Origin of the sequence: Streptomyces sirii (assembly GCF_045690365.1) — a bacterium.
In the GTDB taxonomy this organism is placed as follows: Bacteria; Actinomycetota; Actinomycetes; order Streptomycetales; family Streptomycetaceae; genus Streptomyces; species Streptomyces sirii.
Window position 1 is genome coordinate 4,172,509 of sequence record NZ_CP147982.1, and the last position, 19,927, is coordinate 4,192,435.

A 19,927-nucleotide genomic window follows, 5' to 3' on the forward strand; every position below is an offset into this window, starting at 1 on the left:
CGCTCCTAGCGCTTCTTGTTCGTCTTGCGGCGGCGGACGATGTACTTGTTGCTCGCCTTCTTCGGCGAACGAGTACGACCCTCCTTCTGACCCCACGGCGAGACCGGGTGGCGACCACCGGAGGTCTTGCCCTCACCACCACCGTGCGGGTGGTCGACGGGGTTCATCACGACACCACGCACGGTCGGGCGGACGCCCTTCCAGCGCATACGGCCGGCCTTACCCCAGTTGATGTTCGACTGCTCGGCGTTGCCGACCTCGCCGACGGTGGCGCGGCAGCGCACGTCGACCAGGCGGATCTCACCGGACGGCATACGAAGGTGGGCCATCGAGCCCTCCCTCGCCAGCAGCTGCACGGAGGCACCGGCCGAGCGGGCGAACTTCGCACCGCCGCCCGGACGCAGCTCGATCGCGTGGATCGTCGTACCCACGGGGATGTGACGCAGCGGCAGGTTGTTGCCCGGCTTGATGTCGGCGCCAGCGCCGTTCTCAATCCGGTCACCCTGGCTCAGGCCACGGGGCGCGATGATGTAGCGCTTCTCGCCGTCTGCGTAGTGCAGCAGCGCGATGCGCGCGGTGCGGTTCGGGTCGTACTCGATGTGCGCGACCTTGGCCGGCACGCCGTCCTTGTCGTGACGACGGAAGTCGATCACGCGGTAGGCGCGCTTGTGGCCACCACCCTGGTGGCGAACGGTCACACGACCGGCGTTGTTACGGCCGCCCTTGCTGTGCAGCGGGCGGACCAGCGACTTCTCCGGCGTGGACCGCGTGATCTCGACAAAGTCGGCGACGCTGGAGCCACGACGGCCCGGGGTCGTCGGCTTGTACTTGCGGATACCCATTTCTCAGTCCTCGTCCGATTCCGGACGACTCGGACTCCGTTAGGAGACCGGGCCGCCGAAGATGTCGATACGGTCGCCCTCGGCGAGGGTCACGATGGCGCGCTTGGTGTTCGAGCGCTTGCCGAAACCGGTCTTGGTGCGCTTGCGCTTACCCTGCCGGTTGATCGTGTTGACCCCGGTGACCTTGACCGAGAAGACCGCCTCGACGGCCTGCTTGATCTGGGTCTTGTTCGAGCCCGGCGCGACGATGAACGTGTACTTGTTCTCGTCCAGCAGGGCGTAGCTCTTCTCCGAGACAACCGGCTTGACGAGCACGTCACGCGGGTCCGAGAAGGTCTTGCTGGTGACGACGGCCTCAGTCATCAGGCGTCGCTCCCTTCGGTCTCAGCGGCCTTGGGGCCAGACACGAAGGACTCGAAGGCGGCCTTGGTGAAGACCACGTCGTCGGAGACGAGCACGTCGTACGTGTTCAGCTGGCCCGGCTCCAGGAGGTGAACCTGGGGCAGGTTGCGGGCGGACAGCCACGCGGCCTCGTCGCTGCGCTCGACGACCAGGAGCACGTTCTTGCGCTCGCTGACCTTGCCGAGGAGCGCCTTGGCGGCCTTGGTGGAGGCCCCGCCCTCGACCACGCCGGAAACGACGTGGATACGGCTGTTGCGGGCCCGGTCGGTGAGGGCACCGCGCAGGGCGGCGACCTTCATCTTCTTGGGCGTCCGCTGCGAGTAGTCACGCGGCACGGGGCCGTGGACGACGCCACCGCCGGCGAACTGCGGCGCACGGGTCGAACCCTGGCGCGCGCGGCCGGTGCCCTTCTGGCGGTACGGCTTCCTGCCACCGCCGCGGACCTCGCCGCGAGTCTTGGTCTTGTGCGTACCCTGACGGGCAGCGGCCAGCTGCGCGACAACGACCTGGTGGATCAGCGGAACGCTGACCTTGGCGTCGAAGATCTCCGTGGGGAGCTCGACGGTACCGGCCTTGTCGCCAGCAGGCGAAAGGATGTCAATGGTGCTCATCGGTTACCTCAGGCCCCCTTGGCCGCGGTACGGACCAGGACGAGGCCGCCGTTCGGACCAGGAACTGCGCCCTTGATGAGCAGCAGACCCTTCTCCGCGTCAACGGCATGGACGGTCAGGTTCTGGGTGGTGACCCGCTCATTGCCCATACGGCCGGCCATCCGCATGCCCTTGAACACGCGGCCCGGGGTGGCGCAGCCACCGATGGAGCCAGGCTTACGGTGCACACGGTGGGCACCGTGGGACGCCTTGCCGCCGTGGAAGCCGTGACGCTTCATGACGCCGGCGAAGCCCTTGCCCTTGCTCTTGCCGGTCACGTCCACCTTGACGCCGGACTCGAAGGTCTCAGCGGTCAGCTCCTGGCCGAGGGAGTACTCACCGGCATCGGGAGTACGGACCTCGACGAGGTGACGACGGGGGGTGACGTCGGCCTTCGCGAAGTGGCCCTTGAGGGGCTTGTTCACCTTGCGCGGGTCGATCTCGCCGAAGGCGATCTGGACGGAGTCGTAACCGTCCTGGTCATTGGTGCGCACCTGGGTAACGACGCAGGGGCCGGCCTTCACCACGGTCACCGGGACGACACGGTTGTTCTCGTCCCAGACCTGGGTCATGCCGAGCTTCTCGCCCAGGATGCCCTTGATCTGCTTAGCCATCTGTTCCGCGCCTCTCAGAGCTTGATCTCGATGTCAACGCCGGCCGGAAGGTCCAGGCGCATCAGCGAGTCAACGGTCTTGGGCGTCGGGTCGAGGATGTCGATCAAGCGCTTGTGCGTGCGCATCTCGAAGTGCTCGCGCGAGTCCTTGTACTTGTGCGGCGACTTGATGACGCAGTACACGTTCTTCTCAGTGGGCAGCGGCACCGGGCCCGCGACCGACGCACCAGTGCGAGTCACCGTCTCGACGATCTTCTTCGCCGAGGAGTCGATGACCTCGTGGTCGTAGGCCTTGAGCCGGATGCGGATCTTCTGTCCCGCCATGGCTACTTCGTAGTCCTGTCTCTCGTAACGCTCTGGGACCCGGAAGGTTCGCGTTCTTCTCCGACCCACGCGGTCGGGCGTGTCGCACCCCTTCTCGTAAATCTCCGCACGAGAGATCCTTCAAGAAGGAGAAGGCAGGGGAAGAACACCCACCGGGCGCCTGGCCGAGGCACCCCGCTGACGCTTCCCGGAAGATTCCCGTATTTCCGGCCCTGAGAAGGGACGACGAATACCTGGGACTCGCTTCCAGTCCTCCCGGCGGGAGGCGCGCAGCATCGGCACTCAACCGAGCAACCTGGACAGTGTGCCATACGTGGGATGCGTAAGGCCAATCGGACCCCAACTGTCAAGGAGCCCCGCCCACCTGCTGGTGGACGGGGCTCCTCGAAGAACTGCTACCGGATCAACCGGATCAACAATTACTTGTTGATCTTGGTGACCTGGCCGGCGCCGACGGTCCGGCCACCCTCACGGATGGCGAACTTCAGGCCCTCCTCCATGGCGACCGGCTGGATCAGCTCGACCGTCATCTCGGTGTTGTCGCCCGGCATGACCATCTCGGTGCCCTCGGGGAGGGTCACGACGCCGGTCACGTCCGTGGTACGGAAGTAGAACTGCGGGCGGTAGTTGTTGAAGAACGGGGTGTGACGGCCACCCTCGTCCTTCGACAGGATGTACGCCTGCGCCTCGAAGGAGGTGTGCGGCGTGACCGAGCCCGGCTTGATGATGACCTGGCCGCGCTCGACGTCCTCGCGCTTGATGCCGCGGAGGAGCAGACCGACGTTCTCACCGGCCTGGCCCTCGTCGAGGAGCTTCCGGAACATCTCGATGCCGGTGACCGTGGTGGTGGTCTTCTCGGTCTTGATGCCGATGATGTCGACGGTCTCGTTGACCTTGAGGACACCACGCTCGATACGACCGGTGACAACGGTGCCACGGCCGGTGATCGTGAAGACGTCCTCGATCGGCATCAGGAACGGCTTGTCGACGTCGCGCTCGGGCTGCGGGATCGACTCGTCGACGGCCTTCATCAGGTCGAGGACGGACTTGCCCCACTCGGCGTCGCCCTCGAGCGCCTTGAGCGCCGAGACCTTGACGACCGGGACGTCGTCGCCCGGGAACTCGTACTCGGAGAGGAGCTCACGGACCTCGAGCTCGACGAGCTCCAGGATCTCCTCGTCGTCCACCATGTCGGCCTTGTTCAGGGCGACAACGATGTAGGGAACGCCGACCTGGCGGGCCAGGAGCACGTGCTCCTTGGTCTGCGGCATCGGGCCGTCGGTGGCGGCGACCACGAGGATGGCGCCGTCCATCTGCGCCGCACCCGTGATCATGTTCTTGATGTAGTCCGCGTGACCGGGGCAGTCGACGTGCGCGTAGTGACGCGACTCGGTCTGGTACTCGACGTGCGCGATGGAGATGGTGATACCGCGCTGGCGCTCCTCAGGAGCCTTGTCGATCTGGTCGAAGGCCGAGGCCTCGTTCAGGTCCGGGTACGCGTCGTGCAGCACCTTGGTAATGGCGGCCGTGAGGGTCGTCTTACCGTGGTCAATGTGACCGATGGTGCCGATGTTGACGTGCGGCTTAGTCCGCTCGAACTTCGCCTTCGCCACTGGTTCCTCCTGGAGTGGTTCTGTACGCCTTACTCATCGGCGCCAGGTGATCTTTGCTGGGATGCCGGCTGCCGGGGCGTTCCTCACGGATTGCGGGGGTTACCCCGGCAGACGGTGTCAAGCCTAAAGCGTGTTCCGACTCTTGCGAGACGGACCTATTCGCCCTTGGCCTTCGCGATGATCTCCTCGGCGACGTTCCGGGGAACCTCGGCGTAGGAGTCGAACTGCATCGAGTAGCTTGCGCGACCCGAGGTCTTGCTGCGGAGGTCTCCGACGTAGCCGAACATCTCCGAGAGCGGAACCAGGCCCGTGACGAGCTTGGCGCCGGCGCGCTCCTCCATGGACTGAATCTGACCACGGCGGGAGTTGATGTCGCCGATCACATCGCCCATGTAGTCCTCGGGCGTGGTGACCTCGACCTTCATCATCGGCTCCAGCAGGGCCGGGCTGGCCTTGCGGGCGGCCTCCTTGAAGGCCATCGAACCGGCGATCTTGAAGGCCATCTCGGAAGAGTCGACCTCGTGGAACGCACCGTCGAGGAGGGTGACCTTGACGCCGGTCAGCGGGTAGCCGGCGAGAACACCGAACTCCATGGCCTCCTGGCAGCCCGCGTCCACGGACGGGATGTACTCCCGCGGGATACGGCCACCGGTGACCTTGTTCTCGAACTCGTACCCGTCGCCCTCGAGCGGCGCGATCGCGATCTGCACCTTCGCGAACTGGCCGGAACCACCAGTCTGCTTCTTGTGCGTGTAGTCGAGACGCTCGACGGGCTTGCGCAGGGTCTCACGGTAGGCGACCTGCGGCTTGCCGACGTTGGCCTCGACCTTGAACTCGCGCTTCATACGGTCGACCAGCACGTCGAGGTGCAGCTCGCCCATACCCGCGATGATGGTCTGGCCGGTCTCCTCGTCGGTGTGCACCTGGAACGAGGGGTCCTCTTCGGCGAGGCGCTGGATGGCGACACCCAGCTTCTCCTGGTCGCCCTTGGACTTGGGCTCGATGGCGACCTGGATGACCGGCGCCGGGAAGTCCATGGACTCCAGGATCACCGGGTGGCTCGCGTCGCAGAGGGTCTCACCAGTGGTGGTCTGCTTCAGACCCATGACGGCGACGATGTCACCGGCACCCACCGACTCGATCTCCTCACGCTTGTTCGCGTGCATCCGGTAGATCTTGCCGATGCGCTCCTTCTTGCCCTTCACCGAGTTCTGCACCTGCGAGCCGGCCTCAAGGCGGCCCGAGTACACCCGGATGAAGGTGAGCTTGCCCAGGTGGGGGTCGCTCGCAATCTTGAACGCGAGGGCGGACAGCGGCTCGCTCTCGGACGGCTTGCGGGCGACGACCTGCTCCGCGTCGTTGACCGCGTGGCCCTCGATGGCCTCGACGTCCAACGGGGAGGGCAGGTAGCGCACGACCGCGTCGAGCAGGGGCTGCACGCCCTTGTTCTTGAAGGCGGTACCGCAGAACACCGGGGTCACGGTGGTGACGTCGGCCTTGCCGGAAGCGATCGTGATACGGCGGATCGCCGCGTACAGCTGGTCCTCGGTGGGCTCCTGGCCCTCCAGGTACAGCTCCATGATCTCTTCGTCGTTCTCGGCGACGGCCTCGAGCAGCTTGCCGCGCCACTCGTCGGCGGCCTCGGCGTGCGTGGCCGGGATGTCGACGGTGTCGTACATCTCGCCCTTGGCGGCCTCGGCGGACCAGACAAGCGCCTTCATGCGGACGAGGTCGACCACGCCCTTGAAGTCGGCCTCGGTGCCGATCGGCAGCTGCATCACGATCGGGGTCGCGCCGAGGCGGTCCGTGATCATGTCGACGCAGCGGTGGAACTCGGCACCGGTACGGTCCAGCTTGTTGACGAAGCAGATACGCGGCACGCCGTAGCGGTCCGCCTGACGCCAAACGGTCTCGGACTGCGGCTCGACACCGGCGACGCCGTCGAACACCGTCACGGCACCGTCGAGCACGCGCAGCGAACGCTCCACCTCGACGGTGAAGTCGACGTGGCCCGGCGTGTCGATGATGTTGATGGTGTGGTCGACGTCCTCGAGCGGCCAGTGACAGGTCGTCGCGGCGGACGTGATCGTGATGCCGCGCTCCTGCTCCTGCTCCATCCAGTCCATCGTGGCAGCGCCGTCGTGGACCTCACCGATCTTGTACGAAACGCCGGTGTAGAACAGGATCCGCTCGGTGGTGGTCGTCTTGCCCGCGTCGATGTGGGCCATGATCCCGATGTTGCGGACCTTGGCCAGGTCAAGCGAAGTGGTGGCCATAGTGGCTCAATCTTCTCTCGGTCTCGATGTGGGTTGCGACTACCAGCGGTAGTGCGCGAAGGCCTTGTTGGACTCGGCCATCTTGTGCGTGTCCTCGCGCTTCTTGACCGAAGCGCCGAGGCCGTTGGAGGCGTCGAGCAGTTCGTTCATGAGGCGCTCGGTCATGGTCTTCTCGCGGCGGGCGCGGGAGTAGCCCACGAGCCAGCGGAGCGAGAGCGTGGCCGCACGGCCGGGCTTGACCTCGACCGGGACCTGGTAGGTCGCGCCACCGACGCGGCGGGACTTGACCTCAAGGGTCGGCTTGATGTTCTCGAGCGCGCGCTTGAGGGTGATGACCGGGTCGTTGCCGGTCTTCTCGCGCAGCCCCTCCATGGCGCCGTAAACGATGCGCTCGGCGGTGGAGCGCTTGCCGTTCAGCAGAACCTTGTTGATGAGGGAGGTCACCAGAGGAGAGCCGTAGACCGGGTCGATGATGACCGGGCGCTTCGGGGCGGGGCCCTTACGAGGCATTCTTACTTCTCCTTCTTGGCGCCGTAGCGGCTGCGAGCCTGCTTGCGGTTCTTGACGCCCTGCGTGTCGAGGGAGCCGCGGATGATCTTGTACCGAACACCCGGCAGGTCCTTCACACGGCCGCCGCGCACGAGCACGATCGAGTGCTCCTGGAGGTTGTGGCCCTCACCCGGAATGTAAGCGGTGACCTCGATCCCGCTGGTCAGACGCACACGCGCGACCTTACGCAGGGCCGAGTTCGGCTTCTTCGGGGTGGTGGTGAAAACACGCGTGCAGACGCCACGGCGCTGGGGAGAACCCTCGAGCGCGGGCGTCTTGTTCTTCTCGACCTTGTCCTGCCGGCCCTTGCGGACCAGCTGCTGGATCGTAGGCACCGTTTCTCCGGTTTCTGTGTGCCAGTCTCGGTAAAGCTAACCTGGAACGTCCCCGACCCACGCGGTCGGGTGTGTCGAATACTGCAGTCCGGTCCTCGCTGGAACGAGTGAGGCGGCAGATTGCGGTGTCAAAACCTGGCTCCCGTGTGGACGCCGCTCCCGGCCCGGAGGCTTGGGGAGAATGCGCGCACGGCAGCCCAGGGACACCCCAGGCACAAGGTCAGAGCGTACCTACCGCATTGGCTGCGGTCAAAACAAATGCACACGCGAAGGACACGCCGGACTCGTCACGGCGTTGCGGCCACCGTAGTGCGATCCACGGCCGTACGGAAGAAGGCGCCACACCCCTGCGACACGCCCCGGCCACCCCTGTGATCCACCCGTGCCGTCAGAGGCCGACCGCCGCCGACAGAATGAAGATCAGCAGGAAGAGCGCCCAGCCGCCGATCGCCAGCCAGCCCAGCACCAGCCCCGTGATGGCCTGCCCGTCCCCGCCCTGCCCGGTCCGGCGGATCTCGGCCCGCGCCTTGTGCCCCAGAATGACGGCCGGGATCGCCGTCAGCCCCCAGGTCACCGGCGTCATGATCCCGCAGACCAGCGCGCCGGTCGCCGAGCTGTTCGTCGTCACCGGCATCGGCATCTGCATCGGCATGAACGTCGCCGGCACCATCGGACGCTGCGGCATGAACTGAGCCTGCGGCACCGGTCCCATCGGCAGGTCCGCCACCAGCATCTGGAGCTCGGAATGCGTCTGAGCCTTGTAGGCCCGGCCGATCCGCTGCTCGTACTCCGGCTGCTGCAGCCGCCCCTCGGCGAATCCCGCCTTGAGCACATCGACCGCCCGCTCACGATCGGCGTGCGAAGCCCGCATGGCCGGCACCTGATTCGGCGGCTGAGCGGGCTGTCCACCCTGCCAAGGCTGGAATGCCACTTCGCGAACCTCCCCCCGCTCGACAGTTCTCCCCATCTTCTCATCACAGACGCAGCAATGGGGAGACAAGTTCCCCCGCTCGGCCCCCAATGCCGCAGGGCGGCCACCCCCAAGGGGTGACCGCCCTGTTGCTGTCGTACGGACCAGGATTACTGGTTGTACGGACCGTAGTCGTAGTCCTCCAGCGGGACCGCCTGGCCGGAGCCGGTACCGAAGGGCGAGTAGTCGATGTCGTCGTAACCGACGGCCGAGTACATCGCGGCCTTGGCCTCCTCGGTGGGCTCGACCCGGATGTTGCGGTAGCGGGACAGACCCGTACCGGCCGGGATGAGCTTACCGATGATGACGTTCTCCTTGAGGCCGATCAGGGAGTCCGACTTGGCGTTGATCGCCGCATCGGTCAGAACCCGGGTCGTCTCCTGGAAGGACGCCGCCGACAGCCAGGACTCGGTGGCCAGCGAAGCCTTGGTGATACCCATCAGCTGCGGACGGCCGGAGGCCGGGTGGCCGCCTTCCGCCACGACGCGACGGTTCTCGCCCTCGAACTTCGTGCGCTCCACCAGCTCGCCCGGCAGCAGCTCCGCGTCGCCGGACTCGATGATCGTCACACGGCGCAGCATCTGCCGGATGATGATCTCGATGTGCTTGTCGTGGATCGCCACGCCCTGGCTGTTGTAGACCTTCTGGACCTCGCCGACCAGGTGGACCTGGACGGCGCGCTGGCCGAGGATCCGCAGCACGTCGTGCGGGTTGACGGCACCCACGGTCATCGGCTGGCCGACCGTGACGTGGTCGCCCTCGCCGACCAGCAGACGGGCACGCTTGGAGACGCCGTAGGCCATCTCGTCGCTGCCGTCGTCCGGAGTGACGATGACCTTCTTGGTCTTCTCGGTCTCCTCGATCCGGACGCGGCCGGCGGCCTCCGAGATCGGGGCGACGCCCTTGGGCGTACGGGCCTCGAAGAGCTCGACGACACGCGGCAGACCCAGGGTGATGTCGTCACCGGCCACACCACCGGTGTGGAAGGTACGCATCGTCAGCTGGGTGCCGGGCTCACCGATGGACTGGGCGGCGATGATGCCGACCGCCTCACCGATGTCGACCAGCTTGCCGGTGGCCAGCGAACGGCCGTAGCAGAAGGCGCAGGTGCCGACCGCGGACTCACAGGTCAGGACCGAGCGGGTCTTGACCTCCTCGACGCCCGCGTTGACCAGCGCGTCGATGAGCACGTCACCGAGGTCCACGTTGGCCGGCGCGACGACCTTGCCGTCCACGACGACGTCCTCGGCGAGCATGCGGGCGTAGACGCTGGACTCGACGTCGTCCGCCTTGCGCAGGACACCGTCGGCGCCCTTCGAGGCGATCCGCAGCTTGAGGCCGCGCTCCGTGCCGCAGTCCTCCTCGCGAATGATGACGTCCTGGGAGACGTCGACCAGACGACGGGTGAGGTAACCGGAGTCGGCGGTACGCAGAGCGGTGTCCGCCAGACCCTTACGGGCACCGTGCGTGGAGATGAAGTACTCCAGCACGGACAGACCCTCGCGGAACGACGCCTTGATCGGACGCGGGATGGTCTCGTTCTTCGCGTTCGACACCAGACCACGCATACCGGCGATCTGCCGCATCTGCATCATGTTTCCTCGGGCACCCGAGTCAACCATCATGAAGATGGGGTTGGTCTTGGGGAAGTTCTCGTTCATCGCCTCGGCGACCTCGTTGGTCGCCTTGGTCCAGATGTTGATCAGTTCCTGAGTGCGCTCGTCCTTGGTGATCAGACCGCGCTCGTACTGCTTCTGGACCTTCTCGTCCTGGGCCTCGTAGCCCGCGACGATGGCCTTCTTGGCCTCCGGCACGACGATGTCGGAGACGGCGACGGTGACGCCCGAGCGGGTGGCCCAGTGGAAACCGGCCGCCTTCAGGTTGTCCAGGGTCGCCGCGACGATGACCTTCGGGTAGCGCTCGGCCAGGTCGTTGACGATCGCGGAGAGCTGCTTCTTGCCCACCGAGTAGTCGACGAACGGGTAGTCCTCGGGCAGCAGCTCGTTGAAGAGCGCACGGCCCAGGGTCGTCCGCAGGCGGAAGCTGTCACCCTGCTGCCACTCGGTCGCGCCGAAGCCGTCGGCCTCGTCCGCGGCCGGCGGGGTCCAGCCACGCGGCGGGACGGTGCCGATCGGGAAGCGGATGTCGACCTTGGCCTGGAGCGACAGCTCGCGGGCGTCGAACGCCATGATCGCCTCGGCGACCGAGCCGAAGGACCGGCCCTCGCCCTTGACCTCGCGCTCCTCCTCGTCTGTGGTGAGGAAGAAGAGGCCCAGCACCATGTCCTGGGTCGGCATGGTGACCGGACGGCCGTCGGCCGGCTTGAGGATGTTGTTCGAGGACAGCATCAGGATGCGGGCCTCGGCCTGCGCCTCCGCGGAGAGCGGCAGGTGGACGGCCATCTGGTCACCGTCGAAGTCCGCGTTGAACGCGGTGCACACGAGCGGGTGGATCTGAATGGCCTTGCCCTCGACCAGCTGCGGCTCGAAGGCCTGGATGCCGAGGCGGTGCAGGGTGGGAGCACGGTTCAGCAGAACCGGGTGCTCGGCGATGACCTCTTCGAGGACGTCGTACACGACCGTGCGGCCGCGCTCCACCATGCGCTTGGCGCTCTTGATGTTCTGCGCGTGGTTGAGGTCCACCAGGCGCTTCATCACGAACGGCTTGAACAGCTCCAGCGCCATGGCCTTGGGCAGACCACACTGGTGCAGCTTGAGCTGCGGGCCGACGACGATGACGGAACGCGCCGAGTAGTCGACTCGCTTACCGAGCAGGTTCTGACGGAAGCGGCCCTGCTTGCCCTTGAGCATGTCGGACAGCGACTTCAGCGGGCGGTTACCGGGACCGGTCACCGGGCGACCGCGGCGGCCGTTGTCGAACAGCGCGTCGACGGCCTCCTGCAGCATCCGCTTCTCGTTGTTCACGATGATCTCGGGGGCACCGAGGTCAAGGAGACGCTTGAGACGGTTGTTGCGGTTGATCACACGGCGGTACAGGTCGTTCAGGTCGGAGGTCGCGAAGCGGCCACCGTCCAGCTGCACCATCGGACGCAGGTCCGGCGGGATCACCGGGATGCAGTCCAGCACCATGCCCTTGGGGCTGTTGCGGGTCTGCAGGAAGGCGGAGACGACCTTGAGGCGCTTGAGCGCACGGGTCTTCTTCTGGCCCTTGCCGGTCCGGATGATCTCGCGGAGGCGCTCGGCCTCCTCGTCCAGGTCGAAGGTCTCCAGGCGCTTCTGCAGAGCAGCGGCGCCCATGGAGCCGTCGAAGTACGTGCCGAAGCGGTCACGCAGCTCGCGGTAGAGGAGCTCGTCGCCCTCCAGGTCCTGGACCTTGAGGTTCTTGAAGCGGTTCCAGACCTCGTCGAGGCGGTCGATCTCGCGCTGCGCACGGTCGCGCAGCTGCTTCATCTCGCGCTCGGCACCCTCGCGCACCTTGCGGCGCACGTCGGCCTTGGCGCCCTCGGCCTCGAGCTCGGCCAGGTCGGTCTCGAGCTTCTTGGCGCGGGCCTCCAGGTCGGAGTCGCGGCGCTGCTCGATCTGCTGACGCTCGACGGAGACGTGCGCCTCCAGCGAGGGCAGGTCGCGCGTGCGGCGCTCCTCGTCCACCCACGTGATCATGTAGGCGGCGAAGTAGATGACCTTCTCGAGGTCCTTGGGGGCGAGGTCCAGCAGGTAGCCCAGCCGGCTCGGCACACCCTTGAAGTACCAGATGTGGGTAACGGGAGCGGCCAGCTCGATGTGCCCCATCCGCTCACGACGCACCTTGGCGCGAGTGACCTCGACGCCGCAGCGCTCGCAGATGATGCCCTTGAAGCGGACGCGCTTGTACTTACCGCAGTAGCACTCCCAGTCCCGGGTCGGACCGAAGATCTTCTCGCAGAAGAGTCCGTCCTTTTCGGGCTTGAGGGTGCGGTAGTTGATGGTCTCGGGCTTCTTGACCTCGCCGTGGCTCCACTGACGGATGTCGTCAGCGGTGGCCAGACCGATCCGGAGCTCATCGAAGAAGTTGACGTCGAGCACTATGCGTCAATCCCTCTCAGGGTTGTAAGTCTTGGGGTCTGAAACGGGGGTCCTGGGGCCGGCCGGGGAACCATCACTGGCTCCCCGGCCGAACTCCCGTCAGACCTCTTCGACGCTGCTCGGCTCGCGCCGGGACAGGTCGATGCCGAGCTCCTCCGCAGCGCGGAAGACGTCCTCGTCGGTGTCGCGCATCTCGATGGACATGCCGTCCGAGGACAGCACCTCCACGTTGAGGCACAGGGACTGCATCTCCTTGATGAGCACCTTGAAGGACTCGGGGATGCCGGGCTCGGGGATGTTCTCGCCCTTGACGATGGCCTCGTAGACCTTCACGCGGCCGGTCACGTCGTCGGACTTGATCGTCAGCAGCTCCTGGAGGGCGTACGCGGCGCCGTAAGCCTCCAGCGCCCACACCTCCATCTCACCGAACCGCTGGCCACCGAACTGAGCCTTACCACCCAGCGGCTGCTGGGTGATCATCGAGTACGGACCGGTCGAACGCGCGTGCAGCTTGTCGTCGACCAGGTGGTGCAGCTTGAGGATGTACATGTACCCGATCGAAATCGGGTCCGGGAAGGGCTCGCCGGAGCGGCCGTCGAACAGCCGCGCCTTGCCGGAGCCCTTGACCATGCGCTCGCCGTCGCGGTTCGGGATCGTGGACTCGAAGAGTCCGGAGATCTCGTCCTCGCGCGCACCGTCGAACACCGGAGTGGCGACGTTGGAGCCGGCGGCGACCTCGTCGGCGCCGATGGAGTGGAGGCGCTTCTTCCACTCCTCCTCGACGCCCTCGACCTTCCAGCCCTGGCTGGCGAGCCAGCCGAGGTGGATCTCCAGGACCTGTCCCGGGTTCATTCGGGACGGGACACCCAGCGGGTTGAGGATGATGTCGACCGGGGTGCCGTCCTCGAGGAAGGGCATGTCCTCGACGGGGAGGATCTTGGAGATGACACCCTTGTTGCCGTGGCGGCCGGCGAGCTTGTCACCGTCGGTGATCTTGCGCTTCTGGGCGACGTAGACGCGGACCAGCTGGTTCACGCCCGGGGGAAGCTCGTCGCCCTCCTCGCGGTCGAAGACGCGGACGCCGATGACCTTGCCGATCTCACCGTGCGGCACCTTCAGCGAGGTGTCGCGCACCTCGCGCGCCTTCTCACCGAAGATCGCGCGGAGCAGGCGCTCCTCGGGGGTCAGCTCGGTCTCACCCTTGGGCGTGACCTTGCCGACGAGGATGTCGCCGGCGACGACCTCGGCACCGATCCGGATGATGCCGCGCTCGTCGAGGTCGGAGAGGACCTCCTCGGAGACGTTCGGGATGTCCCGGGTGATCTCCTCGGGGCCGAGCTTGGTGTCACGGGCGTCGACCTCGTGCTCCTCGATGTGGATCGAGGAGAGGACGTCGTCCTGCACGAGGCGCTGCGACAGGATGATCGCGTCCTCGTAGTTGTGACCCTCCCACGGCATGAACGCCACGAGCAGGTTCTTGCCGAGCGCCATCTCGCCTTCGTCCGTGGACGGACCGTCGGCGAGGACCTGGCCCTCGATGACCCGCGCGCCCTCATCCACGACGACCTTCTGGTTGAAGGAGGTGCCCTGGTTGGAGCGGGTGAACTTGGCGACGCGGTACGTGGTGTACGTGCCGTCGTCGTTGGCGACGGTGATGTAGTCCGCGGAGACCTCCTGGACCACACCGTCCTTCTCGGCCTTGATGACGTCACCGGCGTCGACCGCACAGCGGTACTCCATGCCGGTGCCGACCAGCGGCGACTCCGCCTTGATCAGCGGAACGGCCTGGCGCATCATGTTCGATCCCATGAGCGCGCGGTTGGCGTCGTCGTGCTCGAGGAACGGGATCATGGCGGTCGCGGCCGACACCATCTGGCGCGGCGAGACGTCCATGAAGTCCACCTCGTCGGCGGGGACGAGGTCGACCTCGCCGCCACGGCGGCGGACCAGCACACGCTGCTCGGAGAAGCGCATGTCGTCGCTGAGCTTGGCGTTGGCCTGCGCGATCAGGAAGCGGTCCTCCTCATCGGCGGTGAGGTAGTCCACCTCCTCGGTGACCTGACCGTCGACGACCTTGCGGTACGGCGTCTCGATGAAGCCGAAGACGTTGACCCGGCCGTAAGAGGCCAGCGAGCCGATCAGACCGATGTTGGGACCTTCGGGGGTCTCGATCGGGCACATGCGGCCGTAGTGCGACGGGTGCACGTCACGGACGTCCAGGCCGGCCCGCTCACGGGAGAGACCACCCGGGCCCAGCGCCGACAGACGGCGCTTGTGGGTCAGACCCGACAGCGGGTTGGTCTGGTCCATGAACTGGGACAGCTGGCTGGTGCCGAAGAACTCCTTGATGGAGGCGACGACCGGCCGGATGTTGATCAGGGTCTGCGGCGTGATCGCCTCGACGTCCTGGGTGGTCATGCGCTCACGCACGACGCGCTCCATACGAGCCAGACCCGTACGGACCTGGTTCTGGATGAGCTCGCCGACGTTGCGCAGACGACGGTTGCCGAAGTGGTCGATGTCGTCGGTCTCGACGACGATCTCCCGGCCGCTCTCGCCCATCGTCTCGGTCTCGCCGGCGTGCAGCTTGACCAGGTACTTGATGGTGGCGATGACGTCGTCGGTGGTCAGCACGCCCGCGTCGAGCGGCTCCTCGCCGCCGAGCTTCTTGTTGACCTTGTAGCGGCCGACCTTGGCGAGGTCGTAGCGCTTGGGGTTGAAGTACAGGTTCTCCAGCAGCGTCTGCGCGGCCTCACGGGTCGGCGGCTCGCCCGGACGCAGCTTGCGGTAGATGTCCAGCAGCGCGTCGTCCTGACCCTGGGTGTGGTCCTTCTCCAGGGTGGCGCGCATGGACTCGTACTCGCCGAACTCCTCGAGGATCTGCTCGGTGGTCCACCCGAGCGCCTTGAGCAGGACGGTCACGGACTGCTTGCGCTTGCGGTCGATGCGCACACCGACCATGTCGCGCTTGTCGATCTCCATCTCCAGCCAGGCACCCCGGGACGGGATGATCTTGGCGGAGAAGATGTCCTTGTCGGACGTCTTGTCGATGGAGCTGTCGAAGTACACACCCGGCGAGCGGACCAGCTGCGAGACGACGACACGCTCGGTGCCGTTGATGCAGAAGGTGCCCTTGTTCGTCATGAGCGGGAAGTCGCCCATGAAGACCGTCTGGGACTTGATCTCACCGGTCTCGTTGTTGGTGAACTCGGCGGTGACGAACAGCGGAGCCGCGTACGTGAAGTCGCGCTCCTTGCACTCGTCGATGGAGTTCTTCGGGGGCTCGAAGCGGTGGTCGCGGAACGTCAGCGACATCGACCCGGAGAAGTCCTCGATCGGGGAGATCTCTTCGAAGATCTCTTCAAGACCGGACTTGGTGGGGACTTCCTGCCCACTCTCCAGCGCAGCCTCGACGCGACCCTTCCATGCGGCATTGCCGAGCAGCCAGTCGAAGCTTTCGGTCTGCAGCGCAAGGAGGTTCGGAACCCCGAGGGGCTCCTTGATCTTCGCAAAAGAGATGCGCAGCGGGGCGGTGCTGTCGCCGTTGTTCGTATTGGCAGTCGAGGCGTTGCGCGAGGCGGCCAAGAGGGGGTCCTTCCGAGGGCTCGGACTCACTACGCGCGTACCGGTTCCGAATCGAGCAGACTGAGAGAAAGCCCAGGTCAGGGCGGATCATTCAGCTTTGCTCAGGCTCGGATATGCCCCTGGTGACGGGCAGGGAGCAGCTAACAGGCAGCGCAAAGGGTCAGTGTAGCCACTTGGCACACTGATGTCCAGAGCGAGTTTCCGGAGACCGGTACAGCACCGTGATACCGATCTTCTCCCTCCGGGAGGTCGCGCCCTCCGCGACGGAGGATCCCCTCGTTGTTTGTTCTTCTCAATGCCCTGCGCCTGCCGAAAGCCCTGCGCCAGTGGCGCACACCGATGCTTCCCTCTTCGTCGGCGATCCATGCCTCGAACCCTGGATCGCTTCTGCGTCGCGTCCCGAGAATTGCGCGCCGCGTGCGGTTCGTCAAGGCCCCCCACCTCTGCGAGATCGTCACATGGGGGCACGTCCGGGCAACGATGATCACCATACTCGCACTCCGGCCCGGGGCAATGCAGCCGTGGCGAGCACGCCGAAGGGCGACCACCCGCATGGGTGATCGCCCTTCGCTGTCGTCCGTTACGCCTCAGGCGCTCAGGACCCGAGTCAGAGACTCAGTGGGGTCACTTGACCTCGACGGAGGCGCCGGCGCCCTTGAGGGCCTCGGCGGCCTTCTCGGCGGCGTCCTTGGCGACCTTCTCGAGGACCGGCTTCGGGGTGCCGTCGACGAGGTCCTTGGCCTCCTTCAGGCCCAGGGAGGTCAGCTCACGCACGACCTTGATGACCTGGATCTTCTTGTCGCCGGCGCCGGTGAGGATGACGTCGAACTCGTCCTGCTCCTCGGCGGCCTCGGCGGCGGCGCCACCAGCGGCACCGGCGACGACGACCGGCGCGGCAGCGGCGGCGGTGACGTCGAACTTCTCCTCGAACGCCTTCACGAACTCGGAGAGCTCGATGAGGGTCATCTCTTCGAACTGCGCGAGCAGGTCTTCCTGGCTGAGCTTCGCCATGGTGGCGGTCCTTCCACTAATTCGGCTGGTGCCGGATGTACATAAAAGGCGGGCGTACAGGGCCCGCTACGACCGTCGCCTCACGCGGCGACGATCACTGCGCGAGCCGAATTACTCGGCACCGCCCTGCTCGGCCTGCTTGGCGCGAAGCGCGTCCACGGTGCGGACGAGCTTCGACGGGAGCGCCTGGAAGACCGAAGCAGCCTGGGACTGCTTGCCCTTCATGGCACCCGCCAGCTTGCTGAGCAGAACCTCGCGGGACTCGAGGTCCGCAAGCTTCTTGATCTCGTCGGCGGACAGCGCCTTGCCGTCAAGGACACCGCCCTTGATGACGAGAGCGGGGTTCTCCTTGGCGAAGTCACGAAGACCCTTCGCCGCCGTGACCGGGTCACCGGTCACGAAGGCGACAGCGGTCGAGCCCTTGAGGTGCTCGTCCAGCTGAATCCCGGCCTCATTCGCCGCGATCTTGGTCAGCGTGTTCTTCACCACACGGTACTGAGCGTTCTCGCCGAGAGAACGACGCAGCTCCTTGAGCTGCGCCACAGTCAGTCCGGTGTAAGAAGTCACAACAGCTGCGTTGGAGTCACGCAGCTTCTGCGTGATCTCCTCGACGGCTGCGTTCTTGTCAGACGTCGCCATGAGCCTCGGCCTCCTTCCGGGTGATGAGGACCGCGCAGAAGGGGCTGGGCAAAACAAACGCCCCGGCGCAGGCGCACGGGGCGAGACTCGACCAGGCATACACCCGGGAGTTCTTCCACATTCACACCTGCGCAGGCCGTCCGCAGCTAGCGGATCCTTCGGCCACCGCACATCCGTGGTCGGACGCACAGAGACAACCAGCGGTCTTTGGCTTCGCGGATACGGTACGGGAGCGGCCCGCGTCAGGCAAATCGGCCGGGAAAGGGCGGTGGGCGCCCCCTCCCGGCCGACGGGCCGAACCTGCGTGTCGCCGCGCGTTACGGCTGGGAGACCTTGTCGAAGTCCACGGTGTCACCGGCCGGCGGCTCGGTCACCGTGACCTTGGTGCCGTAGTCCGAGTAGTAGACCGTCGAGTCGAACGTGGTGGCGCCACCGGTCATCTGCTCGCGCTTCTTGACCAGCAGGTTGTCCGAGCTGATCCACAGATCGATGGTCTCGTTCTCCGTGCCGGCCGCCTTCAGCTGCGCCTCCAGCGCCTTCAGGTCCTGCTCGCTGAGGCTCTTGGACTGCATGCGCGTCAGCTCGGACACCGAGAGCGTGCCGGTGTAGTGGGTCGCCTGGACGCCGCGGACGTCCTCCTTGCCGGCTTCCTTGACCTTGCCCGAGGCGATCAGCAGCTGCATCGCGCGGTTCGGGTTGTTGTTGTTCATCTGGTCCTTGAGCAGCGCGCCGGCCGGACCCATCTTCTTCGCGAGGGCGTCGTAGTCGTACTTCACCCAGTTCTTGCCGCCCACCGGCATCCCGGCGGCGCCCATGTTCATGAACATCGCGGTCGGCGTGTACAGCGCCTTCATGGGCTTGCCGGCCACCGGGGACTGCCCGCCGGCCTGCGTGATGTCGACGTCCATCCGCATGCCGTCGGACCAGTCCATCGCACCCTTCATCGTCTGGGTGGACGGGCCGTTCTTGATCTCGCCGTCGACCTTGGCGGACTTCTTGCCGTCGGTCTTTTCCGAGGCGGTCTTCAGCGAGGCCAGCGCCGCCTCCAGCGGCGACTTGCCCGAACCGCCGCCGCTCCCGCCGGCATTGTCGCTCTTGCCGCCGTTACAGGCGGTCAGACCGGCGACCATGACGACTCCCGCCACCACGGCGGCCATACGCGTGCTGCGCACTGGGACTCCCCCTTTAAATCTCCCTTATGGACCTCGGACGACCTTAGACCAGAGGGGTGACACCGCATGCGTCAGGCCCCGTTCTCCTGGCCGGAGAACGGGGCCTGACGGCGATGTGCGCGCGCTACGAGGCGTCGTCGATCAGGAAGATCAGACGGCCTCGTCCTCGACGAGGAGGTTGCGGGTGCGGTTGGCGTCCAGCGGGATGCCGGGGCCCATCGTGGTGGTGATGGTGGCCTTCTTGATGTAGCGGCCCTTGGCGGCGGACGGCTTGAGGCGGTTGATCTCCTCGAGCGCCGCGGCGTAGTTCTCCACCAGCTTGGTCTCGTCGAAGGAGACCTTGCCGATGATGAAGTGGAGGTTCGCGTGCTTGTCCACGCGGAACTCGATCTTGCCGCCCTTGATGTCGGTGACAGCCTTGGCGACATCCGGGGTGACGGTGCCGGTCTTCGGGTTCGGCATCAGACCACGGGGACCGAGCACGCGACCGAGGCGGCCGACCTTGCCCATGAGGTCCGGGGTGGCGACGACGGCGTCGAAGTCCAGGCGACCCTTGGAGACCTCGTCGATCAGTTCGTCCGAGCCGACGATGTCGGCGCCGGCGGCTTCCGCGGCCGCAGCACGGTCACCGGTCGCGAAGACCAGGACCCGGGCGGTCTTACCGGTGCCGTGCGGGAGGTTCACGGTGCCACGGACCATCTGGTCGGCCTTGCGCGGGTCGACACCCAGACGCATGGCAACCTCGACGGTCGCGTCGAACTTGGCGGACGAGGTGTCCTTGGCGAGACGGACGGCCTCGAGCGGGGCGTACACGCGCTCCCGGTCGATCTTCGCGTCCGCGTTGCGAAGAGTCTTGCTGCGCTTCACTTCTGCTCCTGGTGCAGTGGGTGGAGTCGTGGTGCGGACCAGCGCCTGGTCCTGCCA

Annotated in this window: 16 protein-coding genes; all 16 read right to left on the reverse strand. The window is 66.1% G+C overall.

Going from position 1 to position 19,927, the window contains the following annotated elements:
- Window positions 1-5: 5 nt before the first annotated feature.
- Window positions 6-842 carry a 50S ribosomal protein L2 gene (rplB, locus tag WAB15_RS18630; RefSeq protein WP_128507206.1) on the reverse strand — a complete coding sequence of 279 codons (837 nt, stop codon included), beginning with the start codon at window positions 840-842 and terminating at the stop codon, window positions 6-8.
- 39 nt (window positions 843-881) lie between these two features.
- Window positions 882-1,205 (reverse strand): 50S ribosomal protein L23, encoded by a 324-nt coding sequence (gene rplW / locus WAB15_RS18635; RefSeq protein ID WP_399146542.1) that lies wholly within the window; start codon window positions 1,203-1,205, stop codon window positions 882-884.
- On the reverse strand, window positions 1,205-1,855 hold the full coding sequence (gene rplD / locus WAB15_RS18640) for a 50S ribosomal protein L4 (protein WP_399146541.1): 651 nt from the start codon (window positions 1,853-1,855) through the stop codon (window positions 1,205-1,207). Before rplD ends, rplW begins: the two co-directional genes overlap by 1 nt.
- An 8-nt stretch (window positions 1,856-1,863) precedes the next feature.
- The gene (gene rplC, locus WAB15_RS18645; protein ID WP_393487424.1) at window positions 1,864-2,508 is read right to left on the reverse strand and encodes a 50S ribosomal protein L3; all 645 of its coding nucleotides are present in this window, start codon (window positions 2,506-2,508) and stop codon (window positions 1,864-1,866) included.
- A gap of 14 nt (window positions 2,509-2,522) precedes the next feature.
- A complete protein-coding gene (gene rpsJ / locus WAB15_RS18650) occupies window positions 2,523-2,831 on the reverse strand; it encodes a 30S ribosomal protein S10 (protein WP_003948644.1) in 309 nt (102 codons plus the stop codon).
- 419 nt (window positions 2,832-3,250) lie between these two features.
- Window positions 3,251-4,444 carry an elongation factor Tu gene (gene tuf, locus WAB15_RS18655; protein WP_052859607.1) on the reverse strand — a complete coding sequence of 398 codons (1,194 nt, stop codon included), beginning with the start codon at window positions 4,442-4,444 and terminating at the stop codon, window positions 3,251-3,253.
- Window positions 4,445-4,599: 155 nt separating this feature from the next.
- Window positions 4,600-6,720 (reverse strand): elongation factor G, encoded by a 2,121-nt coding sequence (gene fusA, locus WAB15_RS18660; RefSeq protein ID WP_407286937.1) that lies wholly within the window; start codon window positions 6,718-6,720, stop codon window positions 4,600-4,602.
- Window positions 6,721-6,759: 39 nt separating this feature from the next.
- Entirely contained in the window at window positions 6,760-7,230 is a 471-nt protein-coding gene (gene rpsG / locus WAB15_RS18665) for a 30S ribosomal protein S7 (RefSeq protein WP_004571813.1), read from the reverse strand.
- Window positions 7,231-7,232: 2 nt separating this feature from the next.
- Window positions 7,233-7,604, reverse strand: a complete 372-nt coding sequence (rpsL, locus tag WAB15_RS18670) for a 30S ribosomal protein S12 (protein ID WP_003948652.1) — start codon at window positions 7,602-7,604, stop codon at window positions 7,233-7,235.
- A 388-nt stretch (window positions 7,605-7,992) separates the two neighbouring features.
- On the reverse strand, window positions 7,993-8,475 hold the full coding sequence (locus tag WAB15_RS18675; protein WP_399146740.1) for a DUF1707 and DUF4190 domain-containing protein: 483 nt from the start codon (window positions 8,473-8,475) through the stop codon (window positions 7,993-7,995).
- Between the two features lie 209 nt (window positions 8,476-8,684).
- Window positions 8,685-12,596: a DNA-directed RNA polymerase subunit beta' gene (locus WAB15_RS18680; RefSeq protein ID WP_399146539.1), complete on the reverse strand. Its 3,912-nt coding sequence runs from the start codon at window positions 12,594-12,596 to the stop codon at window positions 8,685-8,687.
- Window positions 12,597-12,695: 99 nt separating this feature from the next.
- A complete protein-coding gene (rpoB, locus tag WAB15_RS18685) occupies window positions 12,696-16,181 on the reverse strand; it encodes a DNA-directed RNA polymerase subunit beta (RefSeq protein WP_399146538.1) in 3,486 nt (1,161 codons plus the stop codon).
- 624 nt (window positions 16,182-16,805) lie between these two features.
- Window positions 16,806-17,192: a 50S ribosomal protein L7/L12 gene (gene rplL, locus WAB15_RS18690; protein WP_384429875.1), complete on the reverse strand. Its 387-nt coding sequence runs from the start codon at window positions 17,190-17,192 to the stop codon at window positions 16,806-16,808.
- Window positions 17,193-17,303: 111 nt separating this feature from the next.
- Entirely contained in the window at window positions 17,304-17,831 is a 528-nt protein-coding gene (gene rplJ, locus WAB15_RS18695) for a 50S ribosomal protein L10 (protein WP_399146537.1), read from the reverse strand.
- Window positions 17,832-18,148: 317 nt separating this feature from the next.
- A complete protein-coding gene (locus WAB15_RS18700) occupies window positions 18,149-19,003 on the reverse strand; it encodes a hypothetical protein (protein WP_399146536.1) in 855 nt (284 codons plus the stop codon).
- A gap of 150 nt (window positions 19,004-19,153) precedes the next feature.
- Window positions 19,154-19,870, reverse strand: a complete 717-nt coding sequence (rplA, locus tag WAB15_RS18705) for a 50S ribosomal protein L1 (RefSeq protein WP_399146535.1) — start codon at window positions 19,868-19,870, stop codon at window positions 19,154-19,156.
- Window positions 19,871-19,927: the final 57 nt, after the last annotated feature.